The organism is Campylobacter showae, assembly GCF_900699785.1.
Taxonomy (GTDB): Bacteria; Campylobacterota; Campylobacteria; order Campylobacterales; family Campylobacteraceae; genus Campylobacter_A; species Campylobacter_A showae_D.
The window spans coordinates 1,454,340-1,479,784 of record NZ_LR535679.1; the positions used below are offsets into that span (position 1 = coordinate 1,454,340).

Here is a 25,445-nt window from a genome sequence, read left to right on the forward strand (position 1 = left end):
ATGCAAAATTCACAAATAGTAACTAGATTTGCCCCCTCTCCGACCGGATATCTGCACATCGGCGGACTAAGAACAGCGCTATATAACTATCTCTACGCGCGCAAAAACGGCGGGAAATTTCTGCTACGCATCGAAGATACCGATCTAAAACGCAACTCCGAAGAAGCGACGCAAGCGATAAAAGAGGCCTTTGCTTGGTGCGGACTAGATCACGACGGCGAGGTGACGTATCAGTCGCGTAGATTCGACGTTTATAAAGAGTACGTAAACAAGCTGCTAGCCGAGGGCAAAGCCTATAAATGCTACATGAGCAAAGACGAGCTAGACGCTCTGCGCGCCGAGCAAGAAGCGAGAAAAGAAAGACCCAAATACGACAATCGCTACCGCGAATTTACGGGTACTCCGCCCAAGGGAATCGAGCCCGTCATCCGTATCAAAGCGCCTCTAAGCGGCGAGATCGTGATAGACGACGGCATAAAAGGCGAGGTCAAATTTAGAGTCGAGGATATCCTGGATGATTTCATCATCGCGCGCTCTGACGGCACGCCGACCTATAACTTCACGGTTGTGATAGACGACGCGCTGATGGGCGTAACCGACGTCATCCGCGGCGACGATCACCTCTCAAATACCCCGAAACAAATCGTGCTCTACGATGCGCTAGGCTTTAAAGCGCCGAAATTTTATCACGTCGCGATGATAAACGGCGAGGACGGCAGCAAGCTAAGCAAACGCCACGGCGCGACTGACGTGATGGAGTATAAGCGCATGGGTTATCTGCCTGAAGCCCTTTTAAATTTCCTCGTACGCCTAGGCTGGAGCCACGGAAACGACGAAATTTTCGGCATGGACGATATGCTAAAGTATTTCGATCCACACGATATAAACAAAAGCTCAAGCACCTATAACGCAAGCAAGCTAGAGTGGCTAAACGCCCACTATATCAAGACTCTACCGTACGAGAGGCTGGCAAGCGAGATGCTTGAGTTTGACATAGATTTTAAAGCGATGCCTAAGGGCGAGGTGCTGTTAAATTCATTGCGCGAGCGCTCAAAAACGCTTGTCGAGATGAGCCAAAGCGCAAGGACGATCATAAACGCTCCAAGCGCATACGACGAGAAAGCGTATGCTAAATTTATCACGCCCCAAAGTAAGGAAAATTTGGCTAAATTTGCCGAAATTTTAGGCGAAAATTTAGACGCAAAAGGCTACGAGGAGATGACGGCTAAATTTTTAGAAGCAAACGGCTTAAAGCTAAAAGACCTAGCTCAGGCGCTTCGCATCGCGCTAACGGGAAACAGCGTAAGCCCGGGGATATTTGAGGTGCTCGAAGTTTTGGGCACGGACGAGACGAAAAAACGAATAAGAAATATTTTAAAGGAGAATAAATGACACACGTAACTAACGAAGAGGCTCTCGCGTATCACGAGGGCGGTAAAATAGAGATAAAAGTAAAAACCCCATGCGCCACGGCAAAAGACCTATCTATGGCCTATACGCCGGGCGTTGCGGTACCGTGTAAAGAGATCGAGGCCGACAACGAACTAGCCTACAAATACACCAATAAGGCAAATTTAGTAGCCGTCATCACCGACGGTACAGCCGTGCTAGGCCTAGGCGATATCGGTGCGGTAGCTGGCAAACCCGTGATGGAGGGCAAGGCGGTTTTGTTTAAAAAATTCGCAAACGTAGACGCCTTTGACATCGAGCTAAACGAGCATGATCCCGATAAGATCGTAGAGATCTGCAAAGCCTTAGCTCCGACTTTCGGCGGTATAAATTTAGAAGATATCCGCGCGCCGAAGTGCTTTGAGATCGAGCGCAAGCTACAAGAGGCAGTCGATATCCCGGTCATGCACGACGACCAGCACGGCACGGCGATGATAACAAGTGCGGGCATAATAAACGCGATGGAAATTTCCGGTAAAGACATCTCAAAAATCAAAATCGTAGTTAGCGGCGCGGGCGCGGCTGGTATCGCATGCGCGAAGATGTACAAGGCTCTGGGCGCGAAAAATATCGTAATGATCGACAGTAAAGGCGTGATCCATAAAGGCCGCACCGATCTAACTCCGGAAAAGGTCGAATTCGCCCTTGAAACCGCAGATAGAACGCTATCGGACGCGATGAAGGGCGCGGATATGTTCCTGGGTCTATCAAAACCAGGCGTCGTGACCAAGGAAATGGTCGCGTCGATGAACGACGAGCCGATTATTTTCGCGCTTGCTAACCCGACTCCGGAAATCTTCCCCGAAGACGTCGCTAGCGTACGAAACGACGTAATGATGGGAACCGGCCGCAGCGACTATCCAAACCAGGTAAATAACGTACTTGGCTTTCCGTTTATATTCCGCGGAGCGCTTGACGTCAGAGCCAAAAAAATCACCGAAAATATGAAAATGGCTGCGGCGCGCGCGCTTGCAAATTTGGCTAAAGAGCCGGTACCTGCGGAAGTTTGCGAGGCGTTTGGCGTAAAAGAGCTAAAATTCGGCAAAGACTACATCATACCAAAACCGTTTGACAAACGCGTCCTAACGGCGGTCGCTCCTGCGGTCGCGCAGGCTGCGGTCGACGACGGCGTAGCTAGAGTGAAGGATTTTGACGTAAAAGCCTATACCGAAAAGCTAGCAAAGGGTCTGTAAATGAAAAACGTCAGGCTCATTTCTCATCCGCTCATCGAGCACAAACTAGCGATTTTAAGGGATAAAAACACTGAGCCGTTTCAGTTTAGGATGCTCGTGGATGAGATCAGCCACCTGATGATATTTGAGGCGACTAGGGATCTGGCGCTGCGCGACGTGAGCGTGCAGACCCCGGTCGCCCAGGCTAAGGCTAAAAAGCTCGCGACAAAGGTGATGATTTGCCCGATTTTGCGAGCGGCTCTGGGTATGCTAGATAGCGTATTTACGATCATCCCCGATGCTAGCGTCGGTTTTTTGGGCTTTCAGCGAAACGAAAAGACCGCGGAGGCGGAGTTTTTCTACGCCAAGCTGCCTCGCGACGCCAAAAACCGCCTAGCCATCATCATCGATCCGATGTTTGCCACCGGCGGCACGGCTATCGACGCGGTTAAATTTTTACGCGAGAACGGCATAAAACAGATCAAATTTATCTCCATCATCGCCGCTCCAGAGGGACTAAAGCGCTTTAGCGAAGTTTACCCGGACGTCGAGGTTTATACAGCTGCGATAGACGAGCGGCTAAACGAGAAAAACTACATCGTGCCGGGTCTTGGCGACGCGGGCGATAGGGTGTTTAATACGCTTTAAATTTAGCCCGCATTTTTCCGCGGTTTTATCAAATTTGACTGCGATCTATGCGGTCAAATTTGACTTTTTAGCGCGCTAAATTTGACGCAAACGTTTGGCGGGAGAGCAAATTTACTCTCGTCTTTACGGCCCCAAATCATCAAATTTAGATTTAGTCCGTAAAATTTGACGGCAAATTTAACTCCGAAGCAAGCGCTTCAAATTTATTCCAAAAGGTCTTTTTTGAACAAACAACTCATTAGAAACGTCATCTTGCCGCTGGCTGTTTTGTTGATCGCGGCGCTGTTTAAATTTATCGTCCCGGATAGCTCGACCGCTCCAGGTCAAAATCAGCCGCAAAGCGAATTTAGAGGCGGCGGCGCAGAGAAAAATGTAGCCGCCGCGCCGAGCGTAAATGTCGTAAAAGAGGGCGTCTACACCTCAAAAGACGAGGTTGCGGCGTATATTTATAGATTCGGCGGGTTGCCGCGAAACTTCATCACCAAAAAAGAGGCTCTCGCGCTCGGATGGGACGCTAAAAGCGGCAATCTGTGGCAGGTCGTGGACAAAAAAAGTATCGGCGGCGACCGCTTTTCAAACAGAGAAAAGAAGCTGCCAGAGGCTAACGGTCGCAAGTGGTTTGAGTGCGATATCGGATACCGTGGAGGGCGGCGCGGAGCCGAGCGTATCGTGTTTTCTAACGACGGGCTGATCTACTACACGCCCGATCATTACGAGAACTTTTATCTACTTTATGAGCGGAGGCGGCAGTGAAAATCATAACTCTAAACGGCGCGAAAATGCGCGAGAAAACGGCAGCCTTTGAGTATCTGGCGCGAAAATTTAGCCTGGGCCCCGAGATAAAAAACCTCGACGCGCTTTACGACGCGCTCGGCGAGATAAACGAGCCCACGCAAATCAAACTAAAAAATCACTCCTCCCTTGCCGCGCTAGGGGGTTATGCAGACGATCTGATCGCCGTTTTTACCGACCTTGCGGAGGAAAACGAGTGGGTAAAATTTGAGATTTTGTCTTGAGTTTTTGCCTTTCGTGAGGTAAGTTTTAGGTTAAATTTGCGGGTTTAGGCGCCGTAGCTTTTAAAATTTAACTATCTAAAGCTCGTATGCGGTAAATTTGAGAGTATGTTGCTGTGACGAGGATGCGCGAACGCGCGTCAAATTTACTCCGTGCGGAGCTCCCGTCCATATAAAACACGCAAAAGCCGAAAATTTAATCAAATTAGGCGGCATTTACTTTCGTATATTTTACGCGCCGTTACCGCTAGCCTTAACCCGTTTTTAGGCTTTTGATGATATAATTTCTCAAAAATAAGACTTTTGCGGTTTGGGGCGAGGTTTAAAAATCAGCAAATTTAATCAGCTTAAATTTAACGCCCCAAAAGCGCAGACGCTCTAAAATTTATCAAAAAAGGAGCCAAAATGAAAACGCTAGTAGTTTTATCCCATCCAAATTTCGCCGCCTCTCGCCTAAACAAGGCGCTGGCAAACGCCGCCAAAAGCGCGGGCGCCGAGGTTCGCCATCTAGAGGGACTATACGGCACCGACGCCATGAAAATCGACGTTGCGGCAGAGCAGGAGGCGTTTTTGCGCGCCGATCGCATCGTGTTTTTGTTTCCGATGATGGGCTTTAACGTGCCGTCAATGCTAAAGGCCTACATCGACTACGTGCTCAGCCGCGGCTTTGCCTACGGGCAGGGCGCGAAGATTGCGGGCAAACGGCTGCAAATCGCCGTGAGCGCGGGCGGCGGGCTAGGCGAATACTCCAAGCACGGCGCGATCAAATTTAGCCTAAACGAGATTTTGCTACCGCTTCAGTGCTGCGCGGATTTTTGCGAGCTCGTTTATGGGCGCATTTTTGCTAGCTGCGGCGTGGAGCCGGGCGTGCCTGATAGCGTGATAGAGGCGCATGCGGCGAGATTTACGAAGCTCTTAAACGACGAGCTTGAAGAGCACGAGTATCAAATTTAATGGCGCAAAATAGCGCGTCTTTGAGCTCAAATTTGCACCGCTAGCGGCGATTTCCTGCGCGGAGTCGCCGCTTTTCAAATTTAGCCTTAAAAAGATAGCTTCGGAACTCAAGCTATATGAGAAGCTCGGCGCGTTTTGGCGGTTTTTCATTGCCGCATTTTGGAGCGATTTCTGGGCGGCCGGACCCGCGCCTTTTTGGTGCTTTGTTTTGTCGCGGGCGCATTTTGCGGCGCGAATCGGTTAAATTTGCGCTATAGTCGCAAGGCTTGCAAGCCGTGCCTTTTTAACGCGGGCTATGATTTGGATTTTACGAAAATTGATTTTTATAGACTAGGATTTTGGTTTTAAATTTAGCACGTTTTGCCGCATTTAAAACGGCGCAAATCCTTATAAATTCGGAGTTTTTATGATTTTTGGCAAGATTGATTATCTAAATTTGCTTCCTTTTCACGTATTTTTAAAGCGCTCGCGCCTAAGCTCGCAGGACAAAAAAATCATCGAATTTAAAAAGGGGGTGCCTAGCAAACTAAACCGCGATCTGTGCTGCCGCAGGATCGACGCAGCCGTGATCTCGAGCATCGAAAGCCGCAAAAAACGCTACAAAAAAGTGAGTCTTGGCATCGTAGCTAAGGGCGACGTCAAAAGCGTGCTCGTGCGAAGGGGCACCGCCACGCGCCCGGATCCAGCGTCTGCGAGCTCAAACGCGCTAGCCGGAGTGCTGGGGCTTGAGGGCGAGGTACTCATCGGCGACCGCGCGCTAAAGGCGTATCTGCGAGAGGGCGAGGAGGCGTTTTTTGATCTGGGGCGGGCATGGCGCGAGCGGACGGGCTTGCCGTTTGTTTTCGGGCGATTTTCCTGCGTGAAGGGGCGTGGCGCGTATGAGCGGCTGGCGCGCGAGTTTTTGCGAGCAAATGTCAAAATCCCAAACTACATCCTCGCCAAATACGCCCAAACTAGGGGCATCAGCGCGGATGATATCAAATGGTATCTCAAATTTATCAGCTACGAAATCGGCGCGAAAGAGCAAAAGGCGCTGCGGATATTTTTCAAAGAAGTGCGAAAAAACGGGCGGACGGCGAAGCTTTTGGCGCGAGGCGAGCGGTAAGCGCAAATTTACTCTAGCGCGCCGCTTTTTAAATTTGCCTTTTATATCGGGCGGTTTTCGCAGTCGCTTTAAATGCCGTAGATTGGAGCTTGATCTGCCGCATAGCGCTAAATTTAACCTCGCTAAGCGGCGATCGCGTTTTTTAGAAGCTAGCAAGGACCCTGTCAAATTTGAAATTTGAGGGGCAAATTTACGTACGGTCTCGTCAAATTTCGCCCGCTTAAATTTCAAATTTGCGCCGCCGCGAGCTAAAATTTCATTCGTCCGAATTTATATTTTGGCTTCGTCTTTACGACGAGATTATCTTACTTCAAATTTGAGCTTGGGCTAGATTTACTTCGGTTGCTATCTACGTAAATCACCTTGGTTGGGTTGTTTTTGTATCTACTTAAAAACCTATATATTTTTTTTATCTTTTTTTCATCATTTGCCCATACTATAAAAGCTCTTGCGTCTTTAAACGTTGCATTTTCGTCGGGACAGTGTTGTTTGTAGAAATTTATATCTTTGTCAAATTCTTCTATCATTTTTGGGTCTATCGGCTTTGGTTTGTATTGTAAAAGACCGTCTTCATATAGTAGCGAATAAGGAGCATATTTGTATTTATCATACTTTTTCTTTATCTTTTCTTCGGCCTCTTCGTCTCTGCCTTGATTCATTTTATAGATGTATTTTTCTTTTTCTTTTGTATAATATTTTAAATTATCATTGCACACTTTATATGTCTCCTTTAACTGCTCTTTATTTGGAGCGCTCGGTAGGTCGTATTTTATAAATACCTCAAGCATAGGTTCGTAGTTTTCGTAGTTGCCTAGATATGCCCAGCCGCTTTGTTCTAACGGTCTGTTTTTCTCTTCTTCTTTTATGCCTTCTAGCCCGATACCCATTTCAAATTTTTTAGGTTTATACCCCGTGCTTAGCATTAGCTCTGCCATTTGGGGTAGATTTCTATTTACTACGTAGAAAAACGGATCTGATTTATATCTAGTGCTCGACTCTACGCATTGAGGATCGTTTAAATCCGTCTCGGGACGCCCCTGATCGTATTTGTAGCGTATGGTTATATTATCGTCATCGTTTATTATTATAGAATCAAACCTAGAAGAGTCATAATATCTATTAGTATGGATATGAGGAGATACATACTCCACCTCTTCAAATTTAACCCCTTTTTCCAGTAGTATTTTGGCGGTATCAACGGAGTTTAGCATTATGGCATAAGCCATAGGAGATAGACCGAATCTATCTTTAGCTCTTATATCGGCCCCTAAATTTATTAGAGCACTAGAGGTATTTACGTCGTTTCTAAAAGAGCTGTACATCAGCGGGGTTCTTTTATCTCTCATACTCACATCGGCGGTTAGGTTGTTATCTTTTATAAATTTAACTACGAAATCGGTATCTTTTCTATCAAGAGCGGCTCTTAAAGGCACGAGCGTAGCGTTTTTCTCTTTATCGCAAACTATATCGGACGAACCAAATCCAAACGCCTCTATCTCCTCTTGCGTTACGTACTTAGCTAGCTCGGAGTTTGGGTCTATCTTGGTGTCCGGAGTAATAGTAAAACCAGTCGGCACTGGGCTTGATCCAAATTTATCAAATTTAACTCCCAAAAACGAAAGATAAAAGAGGACGGCGGCAAAGGCTACGAGATTGAATAGAAATTTAAAAAAGCTTTGCAAATTCGATCCTTTTGCTCATGACTAAATTTACGAAATCTTAGCCAAAGGGCGGTTAAATTTGAGTGAATTTGGGGGCAATAAATTTTGAAAAATGCGGGAGTAAATTTGAGGCGGGTTAAAGAGGCTAAAAAATCGCGCCGAAAACGGACGTGTTTATCTGGCTAAATTTAAAGCGCAAATTTGACGAGAAACGGCCGCGCGGGCGACTCGGGCAAGTTAAATTTGCCTGCCGGCACGAGCCTAGCAAGCAAATTTAAGCGCGCAAGCCTCAGTCGTCGAACTCTTGCGAGATAACGGGCGAAAACTCCTCCCAGCGGAGTTTGGTTTTGGCCGTAGGCATCTTGCTTTGAAACGGCTCTTTTTTCATCGAGGCTACCGCCGCGCTGTCGCCGATCGGCGCCGCAGGAGCCTCCACGCCTAGCACCGCGCGCTCAAGATCGATAAAATCGCGCAAGATAACCGCATAAGAGGCGAAAAAGTCGGCATTTTTGTGAGCGGATAAAAATTTGATAAATTCGTCGATAAATTTATTCGTAACGTCTGTAAATAGCTTGCTGCTGATATTTGCCGCGCCCGTTACTTCGTCGCGCAAAAAGGTAGCCGTGGCTAAAAATATAAATCCGACGTAGTCCTCGCTGTCCTTGCAGACCTCCTTGTCTCTGCGGTACGGGCTTAGCTTCAGACACTCGATCACGCGCAGCCTAGCCGCGCCGTCGTCGCGCCCGTCCTCGTAAAAGGAGGCGTTTAATGGGATGTTGGAGTAAGAAAAGTCAAAAAGCACGTCGTTTTGCTCTCTAGCGAATTTCTCAAAGTCAAATTTGGCCAAATTCGCAAACGCGGCCTCGCTCTGGGGCGTAACGGGACTAGTCGCTAGGTAGGCTAGCTGCTCGCGCCAGCGGTCAAATTTACCGCCGTGCTCGTGAAAAAACAGCGGATAGGCCAAAAACTCGTAAAAGTACGCGCGCGCCTTGGTTAAGTTATTATCCATTTAAAACCTCTTCTTTCATTTGATCCATTTGCGCTTTTATCATCACTTTTGCTTTGCAGTCCGAGCAGCAATAAAGCGTCTTTAGCTTGGCTTTGTCGCCGTTAAATTTAGGCGCCATGATCGAGGCGATCTTCTCGACGGCCTTTTTGGTCGCAAACTCCTTGCCGCACTCGATACAGGCGAAAAGCTCGTCTCTAGCTAGCTCGCTAAACGCGAAAAATCCGGGCTCCAGATCGATCTTGCCCGGGCGTAAAAATATCGTGTCTTTTTCCGCGCAGCTAAGCTCGCAGTATCCGCACGCGGTGCAGACGCTCGGGTTAAAGACGATGGAGTTTGTTTTCTTGTCCGCAACTAGTGCAGTGACGTTGCACGCTCCCACGCAGCTTAGGCACAGCGTGCAGGTGTCACGGTTTATCTCGACGCGGCCGTATCTGATGAGCTCGGTGGTGCTAACAGATCCTAAATTTTGCCCGTCTACAAGCCACTCTAGGCGCTTGGCGAAAATTTCGCGTTTAGGCAGCGCGTACTCGGTGACGGAGTGCTGCGAGCCCTCGATAAATTTAGCCTGAGATAGGGCGCTTTTTAGCTTGTCTTCGTTCCCTGCTACCAGGACGGCTTTTTCGTTAAATTTAAGCTCGTAAATTTGATTTAAAATATCCACCGCGTCTTTGGTGCCTTTGCCGATATTTTGCTCGTATATCACGACCTGCGCGCCGCTTTCTTGAAGTAGCGTGAGCAGATGCGTCTCGCTCAAAAATCTCTCGCCGCTCACGGCAAAAGGCAGCACGTTTGCGGGTAAATTTAGGCTTAAGTTTTCTAAATTCGCCTTTGCAGGCACGACTAGAGCGATCTTGCCGCGGTAGAGTTTGGCTATCTGGGCAAACGAGTTTCGCGGCATATCGGAGTAATCAAGCGCGCCGCTAGGGCATACGCTCACGCAACCGCCGCAGTTTACGCAGTCGATGTGCGAGAAAACTAGGTGCTTGGTCTCGTCCTCTTTTAGGATCGCTACCGTAGGGCAGGCCTCGACGCACCTGCCGCAGATCTCGTGTCTGCGCTCGTGGTACTGGCAGATCGTGGAGTCGTAGTGGACATGGCTTTTAAATTTAAATTTCGGGCTTTGCGCGTCTAGCTGCGCGGCGATCTCGTCGTCGCTTTTGCCCGCGATCTCGTAGCAGCCGCTTTGTTTTAGCATGTATTCGCGCGCGTTTTCTACGAGGAAAAAGTCGCAGTCCACCTCAAACTCGCCGTCGGGACGTAAAACTAGCACGCTTAGCTCGCCTGCGGCTCCGTAGATAAATTTGATCTCAAAATGCGTGAGCTCGATGGTTTTAAAGCCTTTAACCTTTAGCAAATTCGCCAAATTTTCGCGGCCGCCGTTGCTAACGATAACGACGTTTTTACCGACCGGTTTTTCGTAGTCGATGTCGCGCGCTAGGTCAAAGGCGCTAGCTCTTGCCTCATAAAGCAAAAGCGTGTTTTTGGCTTTATCCAGCACCGAGTCGGCGGTGTTTTTTAGATAAAAATTTATCTCCGGCGCTACGACGCTTGCCTTTAGTTTGGGCGAATTTGAGACGAGATAGTCGCCTTCGCCGTTTATCTCGATCTGCTCGTTTAGCATCAAATTCTCGTCAAAATCGTTGTAAAAACCGAATTCTTTCATGATTTTCTCCCTGCGCTACGCGTTATCAAAATTGAGCGCATTTTAATACTAAAGGCATTAATAGGCTCTGAAATTTTACATTTATTTTTTTTAATAAGATTAGATTTATCCAAATTTATGCTAAAATCGCGCTCGGTAACACAAATTTACTAGGAGCGAATTTGAACGAACTACGAAAACTCCCGCAGATAGATAAATTTATAAAAAACGAGCGATTTTTCGGGCTTGATACGAGCTTGCTGACCAAGGTCGCTAGGGCCGAGCTAGAGAGCCTGCGCGCGCAAATTTTAGGCGGACAAAACTGTCCGGGGCTTGACGCCATCGTCCAAAACACGCTCGCAAGATACGAAAAAGCGTCAAATTTAAGCCTGCGTAGCCTGATAAACGCAACCGGTGTCATCATCCACACCAATCTCGGCCGAAGCGCGATCGATCCCGAAATTTTACGCCGAGCCCAGCCCGTGATCACAGGGTATTCAAATTTAGAATACAGCGTCGAAAAGGGCGGCCGCTCAAACCGCTACGACTACGTGGGCGGACTGCTCGCGGAGCTTTTCGGTTTTGAGGACGCCATCGTCGTAAATAACAACGCAAGTGCGGTATTTTTGGTGCTAAACACCTTCTCAAAAGGCGGCGAATCTATCATCAGCAGAGGCGAGCTAGTCGAGATCGGCGGGAGCTTTCGCGTGCCAGAAGTCATGGCAAACTCGGGCGCGATCCTACGCGAAGTGGGCACGACCAATAAAACCAATCTGCGCGACTACGAGGATGCGATAAACGAAAACTCGAAGCTGATTTTAAAGGTGCACCGCTCAAATTTCGACATCGTGGGTTTTAGCGAGGAAGTAGCGATGCCGGATCTTAGCGCGCTGGCAAGAGAGCGAAATCTCATCGATTATTTCGATCTTGGCGGCGGATTTTACGGCGAGCTGCCCTACGGTCTGGGGCGCAACGAGCCGAATCTAAAAAATTTAAAAGACGCCTCGCTCGTTAGCTTTAGCGGAGATAAGCTCTTTGGCTCCGTGCAGTGCGGCATAATCCTAGGTAAACGCGAACTCATCGCAAAACTAAAGAAAAATCAGCTACTAAGAATGCTGCGCGTGGATAAGGTGATCATCTCGCTGCTTGCTGAAAGCGTCAAAGCCTACGCAAACCGCGAATTTGAGCTTATAACGACGATAAAGCAGCTATATAAAAGCGTAGAGGAGCTGGAAAACACGGCAAATTTCATAAACTCGCAGCTAAAAACTCCGCTTGAAGTCGTGCACACTACGACCTATGTGGGCGGCGGCACGATGCCAAACAAACGCATACCTAGCGTCGCGCTGGCCGTCAAAGGAAACGCAAACGAAAACGAGGCTAAATTTAGGAAAAATCTCGTGATCGGGCGCATCGAGGAGGGCAAATTTTTGCTCGATCTTCGCAGCGTGCTGGACGCGGACGTGCAAAATTTGATAGAAAAAATCAACGAAACGGATGAAAAATGAGCTTAATAATAGGAACGGCCGGGCATATCGATCACGGCAAAACGGCGCTGATAAAGGAACTAAACGGCTTTGAGGGCGACAGGCTAGAGGAGGAGCAAAAGCGCGGAATCACGATCGATCTTAGCTTTTCAAATTTGAGCAAAAACGGCGAAAATATCGCTTTTATCGACGTGCCGGGACATGAAAATTTGATCAAAACGATGATCAGCGGCGCGTACGGATTTGACGCGTGCCTTTTTGTCGTGGCGGCAAACGACGGGCTAATGCCACAGTCTTTGGAGCATTTGGAGGTTTTAAACATCCTTGGCGTTCGCTCGCTTATCGTCGCGCTAACAAAGTGCGACCTAGCTAGCGCGGAGCTAATCGAGCATCGAAAAAGCGAAATTTACGCCGCTGCGCAAAAGTATAAAAATCTGCAAATTTTAGAGATTTTCCCGGTTAGTATCAAGGATAGCGCGAGCATTGATGAGCTGCGAAATTATCTTTTTACGCTAAAGGCGGCTAACCGCGAGCAAGAGGGCGTTTTTAGGTATTACATCGACCGCGTTTTTAGCCTAAAAGGTATCGGAAACGTAGTCACGGGCACCGTGATAGAGGGCAGCGTAACGAAAAACGAGAAACTGTTTAACTACGACGCTGGCAAAGAGGTGCAGGTGCGAAGCGTGCAGAGCCATGACACCTTCGTCGACCGCGCAGGAGTTAGCAGCCGCGTGGCGCTAAATTTGACGGGGATCGAGCTAAACGATCTAAAAAAGGGCCAACTACTTAGCAAAAAGGGCTTTTTTAGGGGATTTCGCGAGATAGACGCGATCGTTTTTGCTCGCGAGCTAACGCACGGGCAGAGCGTGACGTTTTGCGTCGGCGCAAAGGCCGCGCCCGCAAAGGCGCTCGTCTTGAGCCAAAAAGATGGCGGGATATTTGCGACGTTTAAATTTGAAAGGGATATGTTTTTAAAATTTGACGAGCCGTTCGTGCTCATCGCAAACGGCCGCGTCATAGGCGGCGGCAGAGTGCTAAACGCCGTGAGCGAGCCGATGAAAAAATCAAGCAAAATTTCGTTTTTAAACGCGCTGCTTAAAAAGGACTTCGTAAACGCCTTTGCGATGCTAAAAGATACGCATAAAAACGGCTTTGGCATCATATCGGCCTATCAGCGTTTCGGGCTAAACCACGAGGAGGCCGTAGCTATAGCAAAGCAGACGCCAAACGTATTCGTCGATGAAAAAGCGCTAAATATCTATGATTTAAGCGCAGTCGATAGGATAAAAAGCGCGGTCAAATTTATGATAGAAAAGAACGAATTTGCGGTATTTTCGGCTACGAGCATCAGCCTAAAGCTCTCATGGGCTAGCGAAAGCATCGCTCAAAAGGCGCTTGACGAGCTAGAAAGCACGGGCGCGATAACCAAAAACGAGGGCGTCTACACCAAAACTGGCGTCGATATGAGCAAGCTAAAAATCAGGCTCGAGGAGAAAATTTACGAGATTTTGCAAAGCGGAAATTTAGCCCCCCTGGCGCCTTATAACATCTACGACGAGCTTGAGATAGACCGAGTTAGCGGCGATAACGCGCTAAAAAAGCTAACCGGAATCGGACGCGTGGTGAGGCTCGCGCATAATCTTTTCGTAACGTCAAAAGCCCTAAACGAAGCGCTTGCGAAGCTAAAAGCTATCATCGCCGCGCAGGGATTCGTAAACGTAACGAATGCGAAAGAGGCGTTAAATTTGAGCCGAAAATACATAATTGCCTACCTCGAGCAACTCGATCTAGATCCAAATATCGTTAAAAACGGCACCGACCGAGTTTTAAAAGCGTGATTTTTTATCTGTTTAAAAAAAGCAAATATAATCCGCGCAAATTTTTAAAAAGGAATGAAATGAAAAAAATAGTTTTGTCGCTAATGGCGGCCTCTGCGATGTTTGCGGCGTCAAACGAGCAAGTGGTAGGTTTTTATTCACAGATGGTCGGCGAGGGCGTGAAAGTAAACGTAACTGAGCGTAAACCGATAGCCGACGGCATCGAAGCGGTCGTGGTAAATTTGAGTAACGGCCAAGTCAGCCAAGACGAGGTTATCTTTACTAAAGGCGACCTGCTTTTCCCCGACATCATCGACCTAAAAGCGCAAAAAGCCTACATGCAAGAGATAAAAAAGGAAATAGCGGCGAAAAACATCTCAAAAGTCTATAAAAGCGAGCAAAAAGAAAACATCATCACTCTAGGAAACGACTCTAAAAAGCCTACTATCGTGATGTTTTCGGATCCTGAGTGCCCGTACTGCCGCCTAGAGCTTGAAAAGATCGAAGCGACGCTAAAAGAAAGCAACGTAAAGCTAATCTTAACTCCGGTTCACGACGTTTCGTCTTTGCAAAAGAGCTTTTTGATATATAAAGACGCAGCAAGCGCGAAAACCGATAGCGACAAGATCAAAATTTTACGAAAATATTTCGCGGACGACTATAAGGTAGCAGACGGCGCCGTTAGCGACGCGGACGTTAAAGCGATGGATAATTTAAGACAAAAATACTCCGCCGCCGGCGTTCGCTCCGTGCCTTTTATAGTAAATTTAAGCGACCTACAAAAATAATCACTAACGCAAATTTGAGCTAAATTTACCAGATTTAGCTCAAAAGCCCTAAATTTTCATAAAGTATACTTTTATAACTTGATATGTAGTATTGAAATTTAAGCTAAATTTTAGGTTTCCTTAACTATTTATTAAGTTTCATAATTAATCTAATATTTTTACTTCGTTTATTCTCAAAATATGCTAAATTTGCACAGTGATATTTTAAAATATGCAAGTGCCCTAAAATACGCGCCTGTAAGGCGCACTACGCCTAGGAAATATGCAAAATTTGAACAATATCTTTCTAAAAACGTCTCAAAAATTTCAAATTTGGGATTAATAAGGAGAAAACATGCAAGGATCAAGACGAGATTTTCTCAAAAAATCTCTGAAGGTCGGCGCGGTAGGCGGAACCGTATTGGCCGCCGCAGCTATCGCAAAACCGACTAGCGACGAGCTTGCTCCTGACGACAACGGCGTAGTTGTCGGCAAGTCGAGCAAAAAAGAGGTGCTTTACAAAAAAAGCAAAGAGTGGGAATACTACTATAAGATCGCTTACTAAGGGAGAAAACCATGAGTGATTCACGCATAGGAAGACGCTCGTTTTTGAAGCTTGCCGCTCTTGGTACCGGTAGCACGATGGCATTTGGCGAAAACGAGACGTTTAGAAAGGCAACCAACGAGGAGATAAAAAATCCTTACGAAGGTTCAAAAAAGGTTAGAACGATTTGTTCTATTTGTTCGGCGGGCTGCGGTATCGAAGCCGAGGTAAAAGACGGAGTATGGGTACGCCAAGATATGGCTATGTACCACCCGATCTCTCAAGGTTCGCACTGCTCTAAGGGAATCGATCAGATCGACCTTACGAAATCAAAACAACGCATCAAATTTCCGATGAAAAAAGTAAACGGAAAATGGGAGCGCATCAGCTGGGAACAAGCCGTAAACGAAATCGGCGACAAGATGCTACAAATCCGTAAAGAAGACGGCCCTGATAGCGTAGTTTTCTTGGGCTCAGCCAAATTTAACAATGAGCAGGCTTACTATTTCCGCAAATTTGCGGCGTTTTGGGGTACAAACAGCAACGATCACGTAGCACGCATTTGACATAGCGCAACAGTCGCCGGTGTGGCGAATACTTGGGGTTATGGCGCGATGACGAATCACTTTGGAGATATGACGGCAAATTCAAAAGCGATCTTTTGTATCGGTGCGAATTCGGCTGTGGCAAATCCCGTCGGTGGCATGAAGCATATGTTGCAAGCCAAAGATAGAAACAACGCAAAATTAATCGTAGCGGATCCGAATTTTACTAAAACGGCTGCGCACGCGGATCTTTACTTGCGTCAGCGTTCAGGAACGGACGTAGCTCTTATTTACGGACTTATTCACATTATCCTTAAAAACGGCTGGGAAGATAAAGAATTTTTAGAAAACAGAACCTACGGTATCGAAGAGGTTAGAAAAGAGGCCGAACACTGGACTCCTGAGCTTACTTCGGACGTTACGGGCGTACCGGTAGATAGACTCATAGAGGCTGCTAACATAATGGCGCATACGAAACCTGGAACGGTTATCTGGGCTCTAGGTATCACTCAACACTCGGTAGGAACGTCAAATACCAGAATTTTACCTATCCTTCAACTAATCCTAGGCAATATGGGTAAACCGGGCGGCGGCTGTAACATCATCCGCGGTCACGATAACGTTCAGGGCTCTACCGATATGTGTAACCTTTCCGATAGCTTGCCGATGTATTACGGGCTAACGGATGCTTCTTGGAAATACTACTGCAAAGGCTGGGGCGTTGATTACGACGAGTTTATCAAACGATTTGCGGTTTCGACAAAAGAGCCGAAACAAGGCGGCGCTCCGGTAAAAAATACCGTATTTGAAGAGTATTTTTATCACGATCCGCAAAATCCGGAAGATAGAAACTGGAGAAACGAAAAAGGCTGGTCGCTATCAAAATGGTGGCAAGGAGTTTTAAAAGAGGAAAAGACTTTTACTAGCGGCAAACTTCGCGTTCTTTGGGTGCAAGGAACAGGTATCACCTCTATGGCGCACCTTACAAAAATTCAGCAAGCCGTCGACAAGCTAGATATGCTAGTCGTTGCGGAGCCGTTCGTAAACGAGGTTGCTATCCTTTCAGATAGAAAAGACGGAATTTACGTACTTCCGGTGGCTACTGCGTTTGAAAACGAAGGTCATATAAGCTCGACTAACCGCTCTGGTCAATGGAGAACGAAAGTCGTTGAGCCACTTTACGAGAGCAAGGCTGACCAAGACGTTATGTTCTTATTTGCTAAAAAATTTGGCTTTTATGACGAGTACGTAAAAGGCATGAAGATGGCGACCGTGAATCACGAGCCAAAACAAGTTAAAGACGACTTTGTATGGCCTGACGACGCTACAAACGAGATAGCTCGTATGGGCAAATCTATCGGCTACACCGGTAGAACGGCCGAGATGTTTAGAAGACATCAGGCTAACTGGCAAAATTTCGACCCTGATACGCTAATGGGTATCGGCGGCGACGTAAAAGGCGAATACTACGGTAAGCCTTGGCCGGCATGGGACGAAAAACACCCTGGTACGCCGATACTTTATGATATGAGCAAGTCTTACGCAGAGGGCGGTTGCGGATTTAGAAATCGTTTCGGCTTAGAGCATAACGGCGTTAGTCAGCTAGCTAGCGAGGATACGACTTTGGTAGGATCGGACGTAAAAGGCGGCTATCCGCAAATTACTAAAGAAAATATCGAAAAAGTCCTAGGCATAACCTTAACCGAAGAAGAAAAAAGGCTGATGGGAGCTACTTGGAGTACGGACCATAGCGGACTTATCTTAGAAAAATGCCGCGAAAAAGGCGTAGTGCCGTTTGGTAACGCAAGGGCTAGAATGATCGTTTGGGAATTCCTAGATCCAATCCCTAAACACCGCGAGCCTATCCACTCTCCGCGCTGGGATTTGGTACAAAAATACCCGACTTTCGACGATCAGGCTAGAAACTTCCGCGTCGAAACGAAATATAAATCCGAGCAACAAGCAAAAGACTGGAGTAAGGAATTCCCTATCGTATTTAGTACATTGCGCCTAGTAAACCTAAGCGGTGCTGGTATGATCGAGCGAACGAGTAAGTATCTAGCGGCGATCACACCTGAGATGTTTGCTAACGTTCACCCTGAGCTTGCTCTAAAATACGGCATCCAAGATCGCGATATGATGTGGATCCACTCTCCGCAAGGCACTAAGATCAAGGTTCGTTGCTACCATACTCAGATGGTTACGCCGGATAGAATTTGTATGCCGTATAACTTCGCGGGCGTTATGCAAGGCGTGAGCTTAGAGGATCGCTATCCTGAGGGCACTAAGCCTTATACGATCGGCGAGAGCTTTAATACCGTAACAAACTACGGCTTTGACCCGGTTACTCAAATTTCGGAATTTAACGCCGGACTTTGCAGGATAGAAAAAGCGGACGGAGAGGGCTTTAACACCTTCTTCCACGAATATGGCGAAAATAGAGTCTAAGGAGTAAGAGATGGCAAGAATGAAATTTTTCGTAGATACAAACAGATGTATCAGCTGCTTTGGATGCCAGGTCGCTTGCTCTTCGGCTCACGAGCTCCCTGTGGGGCTCTACCGCCGCAAGGTGATCACGCTAAACGACGGTATAGAGGGCAAGGAAGTATCGACTACGATAGCCTGCCAACACTGCACCGATGCTCCTTGCGAGCAGGTGTGTCCGGTGGATTGTTTTTACATCAGAGCCGACGGTATCGTGCTTCACGATAAAAACAAATGCATCGGCTGCGGATACTGCCTATACGCATGTCCGTTCGGTGCGCCGCAGTTCCCTAGAGACGGGGCGTTTGGTATAAAAGGCGCTATGGATAAGTGCACCATGTGTGCGGGAGGCCCTGAGGAGACGAACTCTCACGAGGAGCTTCATATGTACGGTCAAAACCGTATCTCAGAGGGCAAAGTCCCTATGTGTGCCGCCGTTTGCGCTACGAACGCTCTACTTGTGGGCGACGCAGCCGAAGTTTCAAATGTATTTCGCAAGCGCGTTATGCTGAGACAAGCGGGTACTACTATCTAACTCAATTTCGGGGGCGGCTCGCTCCCGAATTTTCTTTCAAATTTTACCTCTTAAATTTACTCAAATTTCAAAGTCGGATCAATCTGATAATCAAAAAAAATAGCTTGTTGATAAGATTGATACTTGATAGCCGTTTTTATTTTCGCTAAAGTTTTGAAATGATAAAATAGGGGATTAAAACATATTTTATCGGAGTTTTTATGAGTAAATTTTTGAAATTTATACTTGCTTTGTTTATCCCCTTTATGCTAAGTGCACAGGACGCCGACTACGGTCCTGAGATACAGAGCATAAAAGATTCGTTTGTAAGTATCATGCAGCAGTACAAGGACGGCAAGATAGATGAAGCCAAGACAAACGTTCAAAATGCGTATTTTGGGCATTTTGAAAATATAGAAGCTGGCATAAGGATAAATTTAGGACAGAAAAAAGCCTATGCGATGGAGAAGCAATTTGGTGATATAAGAAAAGCCATCGTCGCCAAAAAGTCGGTCGAAGAGATACAAGCGATTATGGATAATCTCTCAAAAGAGATGGACGAGGTCTTGCCTATCATAAATTCAGGACACAAGCTTATAGCCGAATACTCCGACCCAAAAAATGCTGACACTGCCGCAAATACCGCTACCGACGCGAATGCGCCAGCCACCACGCAAACAGCGAGCACAAACATTGAGCCACACTGGCAAGTCGTTTATAATGATATAAAATCAGCCCTTGACGCCGCGTCCGCCGCATACGAAAAGGGTGATAAAGAAGCCGCAAAACAAGCGATAAACAACAAGGCTAAATTTGAGCTTTATCGCAACACCAAGCTCGAAGAGGCCGTGCGTAAATTTGTAGATGGCGGGCAGGGAATAGATGGCGACATCCAAAAAAGAATGGGCTCGGCGATCATCGCGATAAACGGCGACGTCGCAGCTGATGTGTTAAAGTCAAATTTAGAAGAGCTTGATAAGATCATATTTGAAACCGTAGCAAAGCTGCCTGCCGACTCTGGCGCGCTGGCTACAAATGTAACCTTGCCTGATGATGGCGAGGATAGTGGCGCGACAGACTTTACCCAAGTTGTCGCAAATATCAATGCCAAGATCGCAGAAGCGATACAAGACTACAAGGCTGGAAACGTCCAAAAGGCGATCGCTGACGTGCAGGATTTATATTTTGACGAGTTTGAAGGCAGCGGTATGGAAAACAGCGTCGGAGCTCGCGATGTAAATTTAAAAACCGCTATCGAGGGAAGCTTTGGTGCTATCCCGGCTTTGATGAAATCAGGTGCTAGCATAGATAAGATAGAAGCCGCCGCAGCCACTATGAGCGACCAGCTAAACACGGCTCTGGGCAAAACCAGCACTCCGACTTCACCTTGGTTTTTATTCATCTCGGCATTTACCATCATCTTGCGCGAGGGTTTTGAGGCTCTCATCATCGTAGCAGCCGTCGTTGCCTACCTAATAAAAACTGGCAATAACGCCAAAATGGGCAAGGTTGTATATAGCTCGGTCGGCGTGGCAGTCGTTTTGAGCTTTGTCATGGCGTGGATCATGAACGTCATCTTTGGTCAAGCAGCTGGTCAAAAGCGCGAGCTGATGGAGGGCATCGTCATGCTCATAGCCACAGGGCTACTCTTTTACGTTGGCTTTTGGCTACTATCAAACGCAGGTGCGAAAAAATGGAACGAATATATCAAATCTCATGTCAGCGAGTCTTTAAAAAATGAATCTACTGCGGCACTTTGGTGGACGGTATTTTTAGCCGTGTTTAGAGAGGGCGCAGAGACGGTGCTATTTTATCAGTCGCTTATATTTGATGCCAAAGACAGTAGTGGCTACTCGGCTATCGGCGCTGGCTTTGTCATCGGTCTTGCGATACTGCTTGTTGTGTATTTTGTGTTTAAGAAATTTTCTATCAAAATTCCCATCAAGCCATTTTTCATCTTTACATCAGCGATCATATTTTATATGTCGATCGTCTTTGTCGGCAAGGGCGTGATGGAGCTGGTCGAGGGTAAAATTTTCGTTCCGAGTATCATAAACGGTCTAGAATTCCCGCAATGGATGGGCGATTGGTTTGGCTTGAAGCCATACTATGAGAGCTTGATACCACAAATTTTAATGATCACGGCTTTGGTCGTTGGTATAATCATAATGAAAAGAAAGCAAGCTAAGCAGGCTTAAATTTAAACTTTCCTGCTCGCGCAGGTTTCCGAAAGGTGTAAAACTAAAATTTGCAAACCAAATTTAAAGGAGAAAGTATGAACAAATTTGTTAAAACAGCTTTGGCATTTAGCCTTGCCGCTTCAGTTGCCGTTGCAGGCGAGTTTCCTATCGGCGATCCGGTAGAGATCAACGGCATGGAGATAGCTGCGGTCTATCTAGAGCCGATTGACATGGAGCCAAAAGGCATCGACCTTGCACCAAGCAAAGCTGACATCCACCTAGAGGCTGACATCCACGCTATCGAAGGCAACAAAAACGGCTTTGGTGCTGGCGAGTGGATACCGTATCTAAAAATCAACTACGAGCTAAAAAACCTTGATAACGGCAAAGTCAAAAAAGGAACATTTATGCCTATGGTTGCAAGCGACGGCCCACACTACGGCGCTAACCTAAAAATGGACGCAGGCGTGGGCAACTACGAGCTAAAATTTCATATAGAAAATCCTGAAAAACAAGGCTTCGGTCGTCACGCGGACAAAGAAACCGGCGTAGGTAAATGGTTTGAGCCGTTCACTACAACCTATAAATTCCAATATACCGGAGCGCCTGCTAAATAATTCGGGCTTAGAGCGGCTAAGTCCGCTCTAAATTTTATTCAAATTCTCAAATTACAGGGCTAATCATGTCTATATATTTTGTCCAAGTTATCTCATCGTTACTGGGATTTGTCCTTTTTGCAGCGTTAAACAACGACAAAAAGAGCCTAAAAGCGCTGTTTTTACCCTCGGTTTTGGGTATTGCAGCAGGCATAGTTGTTTTTAAGATCGCTAGACTCACGCTTCACGACGCAGGCGTGAAAATGGCATTTGATGCGGCTACTTTGGTATTTTTGCTAGTTAGCGCGCTTTGGATTTTTATCAAATTTAACCCTGCAAAGATGATAACGTTTTTCGCCTTGGGCGCGGGCTACGGTTTAACCTACGCTCACGCTAGCGCGAATTTTCCGGTATTTGCCGGCGAACTACTCGATACGCAGTCCATCATCAGCCTATTTTTGATGATATTTGCATTTTTGCTTTTACTGATTTTATTTTTCGTCGTTTCAAATTTAAAAGAGTGCCTATGCAAGCACGTCTTATGGATGTTTTCGCTTCTTTCGCTTGCGGTTTTGATAGTGCAGGCTCTTTCAAACACGGGGCTCGAGTTTATGCGAGCGGGTATGATACCTACATATCCGTGGGCGCTCTCGCTCGTGGCTAAGGGCATTTACTACACGACCTTTTCGCAGTATTTTTTTATATTTTTAGTTTTAGTTTTGGCGGCTATAAATTTTAAAAAACGCCCCGCCCCACTCGTAAAATCAGTCGTGGGCTCGAACAAATTTAGATTTAACAACGCCGTGCGAGATTTTATGGCGACAAACTCAAACGGCTCATCGCTCATCGTCGTTATCGCCCTAGTTTTCGGGCTTTATTACGACCTTTACGCCTCGCGTCCGCCTGAGATCTCGACCCCGATCATCGTCGAGCCAGTGAATAATGAGTTTAAATTTGACGTGGCACAGCTCGCTGACAATGACCTGCACCGCTACGCTTACATCAACGACGAAGGCAAGGAAATCCGCTTTTTCTTGTTAAATCGCTTCGCCGACCGCGCCTCGCCCGTCATAGTCTTTGACTCGTGCGCGATATGCGGCGATATGGGCTACGTCAAAAAGGGCAACGACCTAATCTGCATTTCGTGCAATGTGCGCATTTTCTTGCCGTCCGTTGGCAAAGACGGTGGCTGCAACCCGATACCGATGAAATTTGACTACGACGGTAAATTTGTAACCGTGAGCCTTGAAACTATCCAAGGTGGGGCAAATTTCTTCTCAAAAGTAGTCGAAAAAATGGTGCTTGACCCCGTCAGCCGCAAAAAAGTAAGCAATCTCACGTCAAAATCGTATCTTTACTACAACAGGACTTACTTTTTTGAAAATGAAAAAACGCAGGCGGAATTTGAAGCCCACCCTGAAAAATACGTCGATATAAACGGGACTTTAAAATGAAAAATATGCAACTAAGACTCATCAAAAGCTCCATAACTGGCAGCAAAGTGCAAAAAGGTATGGCGTTTATCACGATACTTTTGGCGACGGTTTTGATAGCGTGCATGCTAAATATCACGCTCAAAATCGGCGATCAAATAGCCAGCGAGCTGCGCGGATATGGCTCAAACATCGTCGTCTTGCCAAAAGGCGAAGCTCTAGCCATCGAGATCGAGGGCAAAAATTTCACTCCGCTCAAATCGCAAAACTACCTAAACGAAGAGGACTTGCACAAGGTAAAAGAAATTTTTTGGCGAAACAACATCGTCGCGTTTGCGCCGTTTCTTTATGGCGAAGTGAAGTCCGCAAATGGCGAGAAATACAAGATTGTGGGAACGTGGTTTGATAAATTTGCAAATGTCGCTGATGAAGCCGAGTTTAAAACGGGCGTGAAGACGCTGTTTGGATTTTGGGCGGTTGAAGGCAAATGGATCGAGGATGATGACACACAAAACGTGCTCGTGGGCGAAAATTTAGCCAAAAAGCAAAATTTAAAAACGGGCGATGAGTTAAATTTAAACGGACGCAGCGCGAAGATCGCTGGTATCTTAAAAGGAGCTGGCGAGGAGAGCTACAAGATCGTGACTTCTCTTAAATTTGCGCAGGAGCTGTTAAATAAGCCCGGACTTTACTCAAAAGCCGAAGTCTCAGCCATAACGATCCCTGAAAATGACCTCTCTGTAAAGGCGAGGCGCAACCTTGACAACCTCGACAGCGCAGAATACGATATGTGGTACTGCTCGGCGTATGTTAGCTCGATAGCCTATCAGATCGAGGAAAACTATGCTGGCGTCTCGGCAAAGGCGATGATGCAGGTTAGCGACGCTGAGAGCAATATCGTGAAAAAAATCCAAAGTCTGATGGGGATCGTGAGCATCATCGCGCTCGCGGTCGCATCTATCGGCATTACTTCGCTAATGACCAGCGAAATTTACAGACGCAAAAAAGAAATAGGTCTGCTAAAAGCTATCGGGGCAAGCAACTTTGAAATTTACGCCCTTTTTGCCAGCGAAAGCCTTGTCGTGGCATTTTTTGCCGGCATTTTGGGAGCGTTTTTGGGCTACGCGCTAAGCTACGCGATCGCTTATAGTATCTTTGGCTACGGTATCGGCGTGGCGTGGATCGTGCTGCCGCTAAGTATCGCCTTTGCGCTTTTGATCTCGATCGTGGGCTCACTTGTGCCGATGAGAAGTGTCGTCAAACTCTTGCCTGCGGAGGTTTTATATGATCGCAAATAACGGCTTTTTTTACAATGTAATTTTCAAAAGTCTGCGCTTTGGAGCGGCTCGCGTGGGCGTCATCGTCGTCTCCATATTGCTTGGTGCGTGCGTGACGGCGGCGTTTGTAAATGTCTATCTTGACATCGACTCAAAGGTGACAAAAGAGCTAAAAAGCTACGGTGCAAACGTGGTTTTCGCGCCAGCTGATCCGGTGAGCGACACGATAAATGAGACTAAATTTAACGAAAAGATCGCCAAAATCCCAAGCGATAAGCTGCTGGGGCAAAGCGGGTATCTTTTCACGCAGGTAAATATCGGACCGACGAACACGATCGCGATGGGTGTTAAATTTAGCGACCTAAAAAAGGTCAAGCCGTTTTTGGAGGTCAAAGAAGGGCAGGACATCACGATTGATTTTGATGATAGAAACGTGCTAATCGGCACCGATCTAGCCAAACAAAGCGGCTTTAAGGTCGGCGATACGATCGAGATAAGACAAATCGGTGCGAACGCTGGCGAAAAGGTAAAAATCCGCGGTATAGTCCAAGATGGCGACAAAGAGGACTCGCTGCTCATCATCTCGCTACCTCTAGCGCAAAAGATAGCAAACGAGCCAAACACGCTAAACTACGCTGAGGCCGTAGTAACGGGCAAATTTGACTACATAAGCGAGCTTGGCAAAAGTCTTAGCGACGAGCAAATTTCCGTTAAACCCGTGGCTAAAATTTCAAAATCAGAGGGTCTAATTTTAGACAAGATTAAGCTTTTGATGGCGCTTGTTAGCTTTGTTATCTTGCTCATCACTTCTATGTGCGTAAACACGACGCTAAGCGCGATTTTGTTCTCGCGCTCAAAGGAGATCGCGCTGCTTAGAGCGCTGGGAGCCAGCAAGAAAAACGTGCTAAATTTGTTCGGCGTCGAGACCTTCGTTACGGCATTTGCGGCGGCTTTGGCGGGCGCTATTTTGGGCTACGGCTTAGCGCAAATTTTAGGTTACGCGATTTTTGATTCGAGCATAGATTTTAGATTTATGAGCATACCGATAGCGATGGTTATCTCGCTCGTTTTCGCAGGCGTAGCCTCGATCTATCCGATCAAACGGGCGCTGGAAAACAAGATGGCTGATATTTTAAGAGGAGAATGAT

At 46.9% G+C, this 25,445-nt stretch carries 21 protein-coding genes; 18 read left to right on the forward strand and 3 right to left on the reverse strand.

Translation table 11 applies throughout. The features are described from left to right. From gltX to E4V70_RS07330, 7 genes are all read left to right on the forward strand, one after another. Positions 1-1,392 carry a glutamate--tRNA ligase gene (gltX, locus tag E4V70_RS07300; RefSeq protein ID WP_122862472.1) on the forward strand — a complete coding sequence of 464 codons (1,392 nt, stop codon included), beginning with the start codon at positions 1-3 and terminating at the stop codon, positions 1,390-1,392. Beyond that, positions 1,389-2,642 carry a malic enzyme-like NAD(P)-binding protein gene (locus tag E4V70_RS07305; RefSeq protein WP_122862473.1) on the forward strand — a complete coding sequence of 418 codons (1,254 nt, stop codon included), beginning with the start codon at positions 1,389-1,391 and terminating at the stop codon, positions 2,640-2,642. The genes gltX and E4V70_RS07305 overlap by 4 nt, the downstream gene beginning before the upstream one ends. Next, on the forward strand, positions 2,643-3,269 hold the full coding sequence (gene upp / locus E4V70_RS07310) for a uracil phosphoribosyltransferase (protein ID WP_122862474.1): 627 nt from the start codon (positions 2,643-2,645) through the stop codon (positions 3,267-3,269). Between the two features lie 222 nt (positions 3,270-3,491). Further along, entirely contained in the window at positions 3,492-4,022 is a 531-nt protein-coding gene (locus E4V70_RS07315) for a ribonuclease domain-containing protein (protein ID WP_122862475.1), read from the forward strand. Continuing rightward, positions 4,019-4,285: a barstar family protein gene (locus E4V70_RS07320; protein WP_122862476.1), complete on the forward strand. Its 267-nt coding sequence runs from the start codon at positions 4,019-4,021 to the stop codon at positions 4,283-4,285. The genes E4V70_RS07315 and E4V70_RS07320 overlap by 4 nt, the downstream gene beginning before the upstream one ends. 402 nt (positions 4,286-4,687) lie before the next feature. Continuing rightward, entirely contained in the window at positions 4,688-5,236 is a 549-nt protein-coding gene (locus tag E4V70_RS07325) for an NAD(P)H-dependent oxidoreductase (RefSeq protein ID WP_122862477.1), read from the forward strand. Between the two features lie 406 nt (positions 5,237-5,642). Continuing rightward, entirely contained in the window at positions 5,643-6,341 is a 699-nt protein-coding gene (locus E4V70_RS07330; protein WP_122862479.1) for an MqnA/MqnD/SBP family protein, read from the forward strand. Between the two features lie 305 nt (positions 6,342-6,646). Here the strand turns inward: E4V70_RS07330 and E4V70_RS07335 are convergent, their stop codons facing one another. From E4V70_RS07335 to E4V70_RS07345, 3 genes are all read right to left on the reverse strand, one after another. After that, on the reverse strand, positions 6,647-8,023 hold the full coding sequence (locus tag E4V70_RS07335; RefSeq protein WP_232037840.1) for an ankyrin repeat domain-containing protein: 1,377 nt from the start codon (positions 8,021-8,023) through the stop codon (positions 6,647-6,649). A gap of 268 nt (positions 8,024-8,291) precedes the next feature. Then, positions 8,292-9,011 carry a formate dehydrogenase-specific chaperone gene (locus E4V70_RS07340; protein WP_122862480.1) on the reverse strand — a complete coding sequence of 240 codons (720 nt, stop codon included), beginning with the start codon at positions 9,009-9,011 and terminating at the stop codon, positions 8,292-8,294. Beyond that, positions 9,004-10,674: a 4Fe-4S binding protein gene (locus tag E4V70_RS07345; RefSeq protein WP_122862481.1), complete on the reverse strand. Its 1,671-nt coding sequence runs from the start codon at positions 10,672-10,674 to the stop codon at positions 9,004-9,006. The genes E4V70_RS07340 and E4V70_RS07345 overlap by 8 nt, the downstream gene beginning before the upstream one ends. Before the next feature lie 161 nt (positions 10,675-10,835). Here E4V70_RS07345 and selA point away from each other — a divergent pair, with 161 nt between their 5' ends. The 11 genes from selA to E4V70_RS07405 all read left to right on the forward strand — a co-directional run bounded on the left by selA (position 10,836) and on the right by E4V70_RS07405 (position 25,444). Then, on the forward strand, positions 10,836-12,161 hold the full coding sequence (gene selA, locus E4V70_RS07350; RefSeq protein WP_122862482.1) for an L-seryl-tRNA(Sec) selenium transferase: 1,326 nt from the start codon (positions 10,836-10,838) through the stop codon (positions 12,159-12,161). Further along, entirely contained in the window at positions 12,158-13,978 is a 1,821-nt protein-coding gene (selB, locus tag E4V70_RS07355) for a selenocysteine-specific translation elongation factor (protein ID WP_122862483.1), read from the forward strand. Before selA ends, selB begins: the two co-directional genes overlap by 4 nt. 59 nt (positions 13,979-14,037) lie before the next feature. Further along, positions 14,038-14,745 carry a thioredoxin domain-containing protein gene (locus tag E4V70_RS07360; RefSeq protein WP_122863134.1) on the forward strand — a complete coding sequence of 236 codons (708 nt, stop codon included), beginning with the start codon at positions 14,038-14,040 and terminating at the stop codon, positions 14,743-14,745. A 334-nt stretch (positions 14,746-15,079) separates the two neighbouring features. Then, positions 15,080-15,289: a twin-arginine translocation signal domain-containing protein gene (locus tag E4V70_RS07365; RefSeq protein WP_002948952.1), complete on the forward strand. Its 210-nt coding sequence runs from the start codon at positions 15,080-15,082 to the stop codon at positions 15,287-15,289. A gap of 11 nt (positions 15,290-15,300) precedes the next feature. Beyond that, positions 15,301-18,261: a formate dehydrogenase subunit alpha gene (locus tag E4V70_RS07375; protein WP_122863694.1), complete on the forward strand. Its 2,961-nt coding sequence runs from the start codon at positions 15,301-15,303 to the stop codon at positions 18,259-18,261. Positions 18,262-18,271: 10 nt separating this feature from the next. Continuing rightward, the gene (gene fdh3B / locus E4V70_RS07380) at positions 18,272-18,832 is read left to right on the forward strand and encodes a formate dehydrogenase FDH3 subunit beta (RefSeq protein WP_122862486.1); all 561 of its coding nucleotides are present in this window, start codon (positions 18,272-18,274) and stop codon (positions 18,830-18,832) included. A gap of 200 nt (positions 18,833-19,032) precedes the next feature. Further along, the gene (locus E4V70_RS07385; RefSeq protein WP_122862487.1) at positions 19,033-21,009 is read left to right on the forward strand and encodes an FTR1 family iron permease; all 1,977 of its coding nucleotides are present in this window, start codon (positions 19,033-19,035) and stop codon (positions 21,007-21,009) included. 77 nt (positions 21,010-21,086) lie between these two features. Next, positions 21,087-21,608: an iron transporter gene (locus E4V70_RS07390; RefSeq protein ID WP_009492319.1), complete on the forward strand. Its 522-nt coding sequence runs from the start codon at positions 21,087-21,089 to the stop codon at positions 21,606-21,608. Positions 21,609-21,673: 65 nt separating this feature from the next. Then, positions 21,674-23,041 (forward strand): Fe-S-containing protein, encoded by a 1,368-nt coding sequence (locus tag E4V70_RS07395; RefSeq protein ID WP_122862488.1) that lies wholly within the window; start codon positions 21,674-21,676, stop codon positions 23,039-23,041. Continuing rightward, positions 23,038-24,318 (forward strand): ABC transporter permease, encoded by a 1,281-nt coding sequence (locus E4V70_RS07400; RefSeq protein ID WP_122862489.1) that lies wholly within the window; start codon positions 23,038-23,040, stop codon positions 24,316-24,318. The genes E4V70_RS07395 and E4V70_RS07400 overlap by 4 nt, the downstream gene beginning before the upstream one ends. After that, entirely contained in the window at positions 24,305-25,444 is a 1,140-nt protein-coding gene (locus E4V70_RS07405; RefSeq protein ID WP_122862490.1) for an ABC transporter permease, read from the forward strand. The genes E4V70_RS07400 and E4V70_RS07405 overlap by 14 nt, the downstream gene beginning before the upstream one ends. Position 25,445 lies beyond the last annotated feature (1 nt).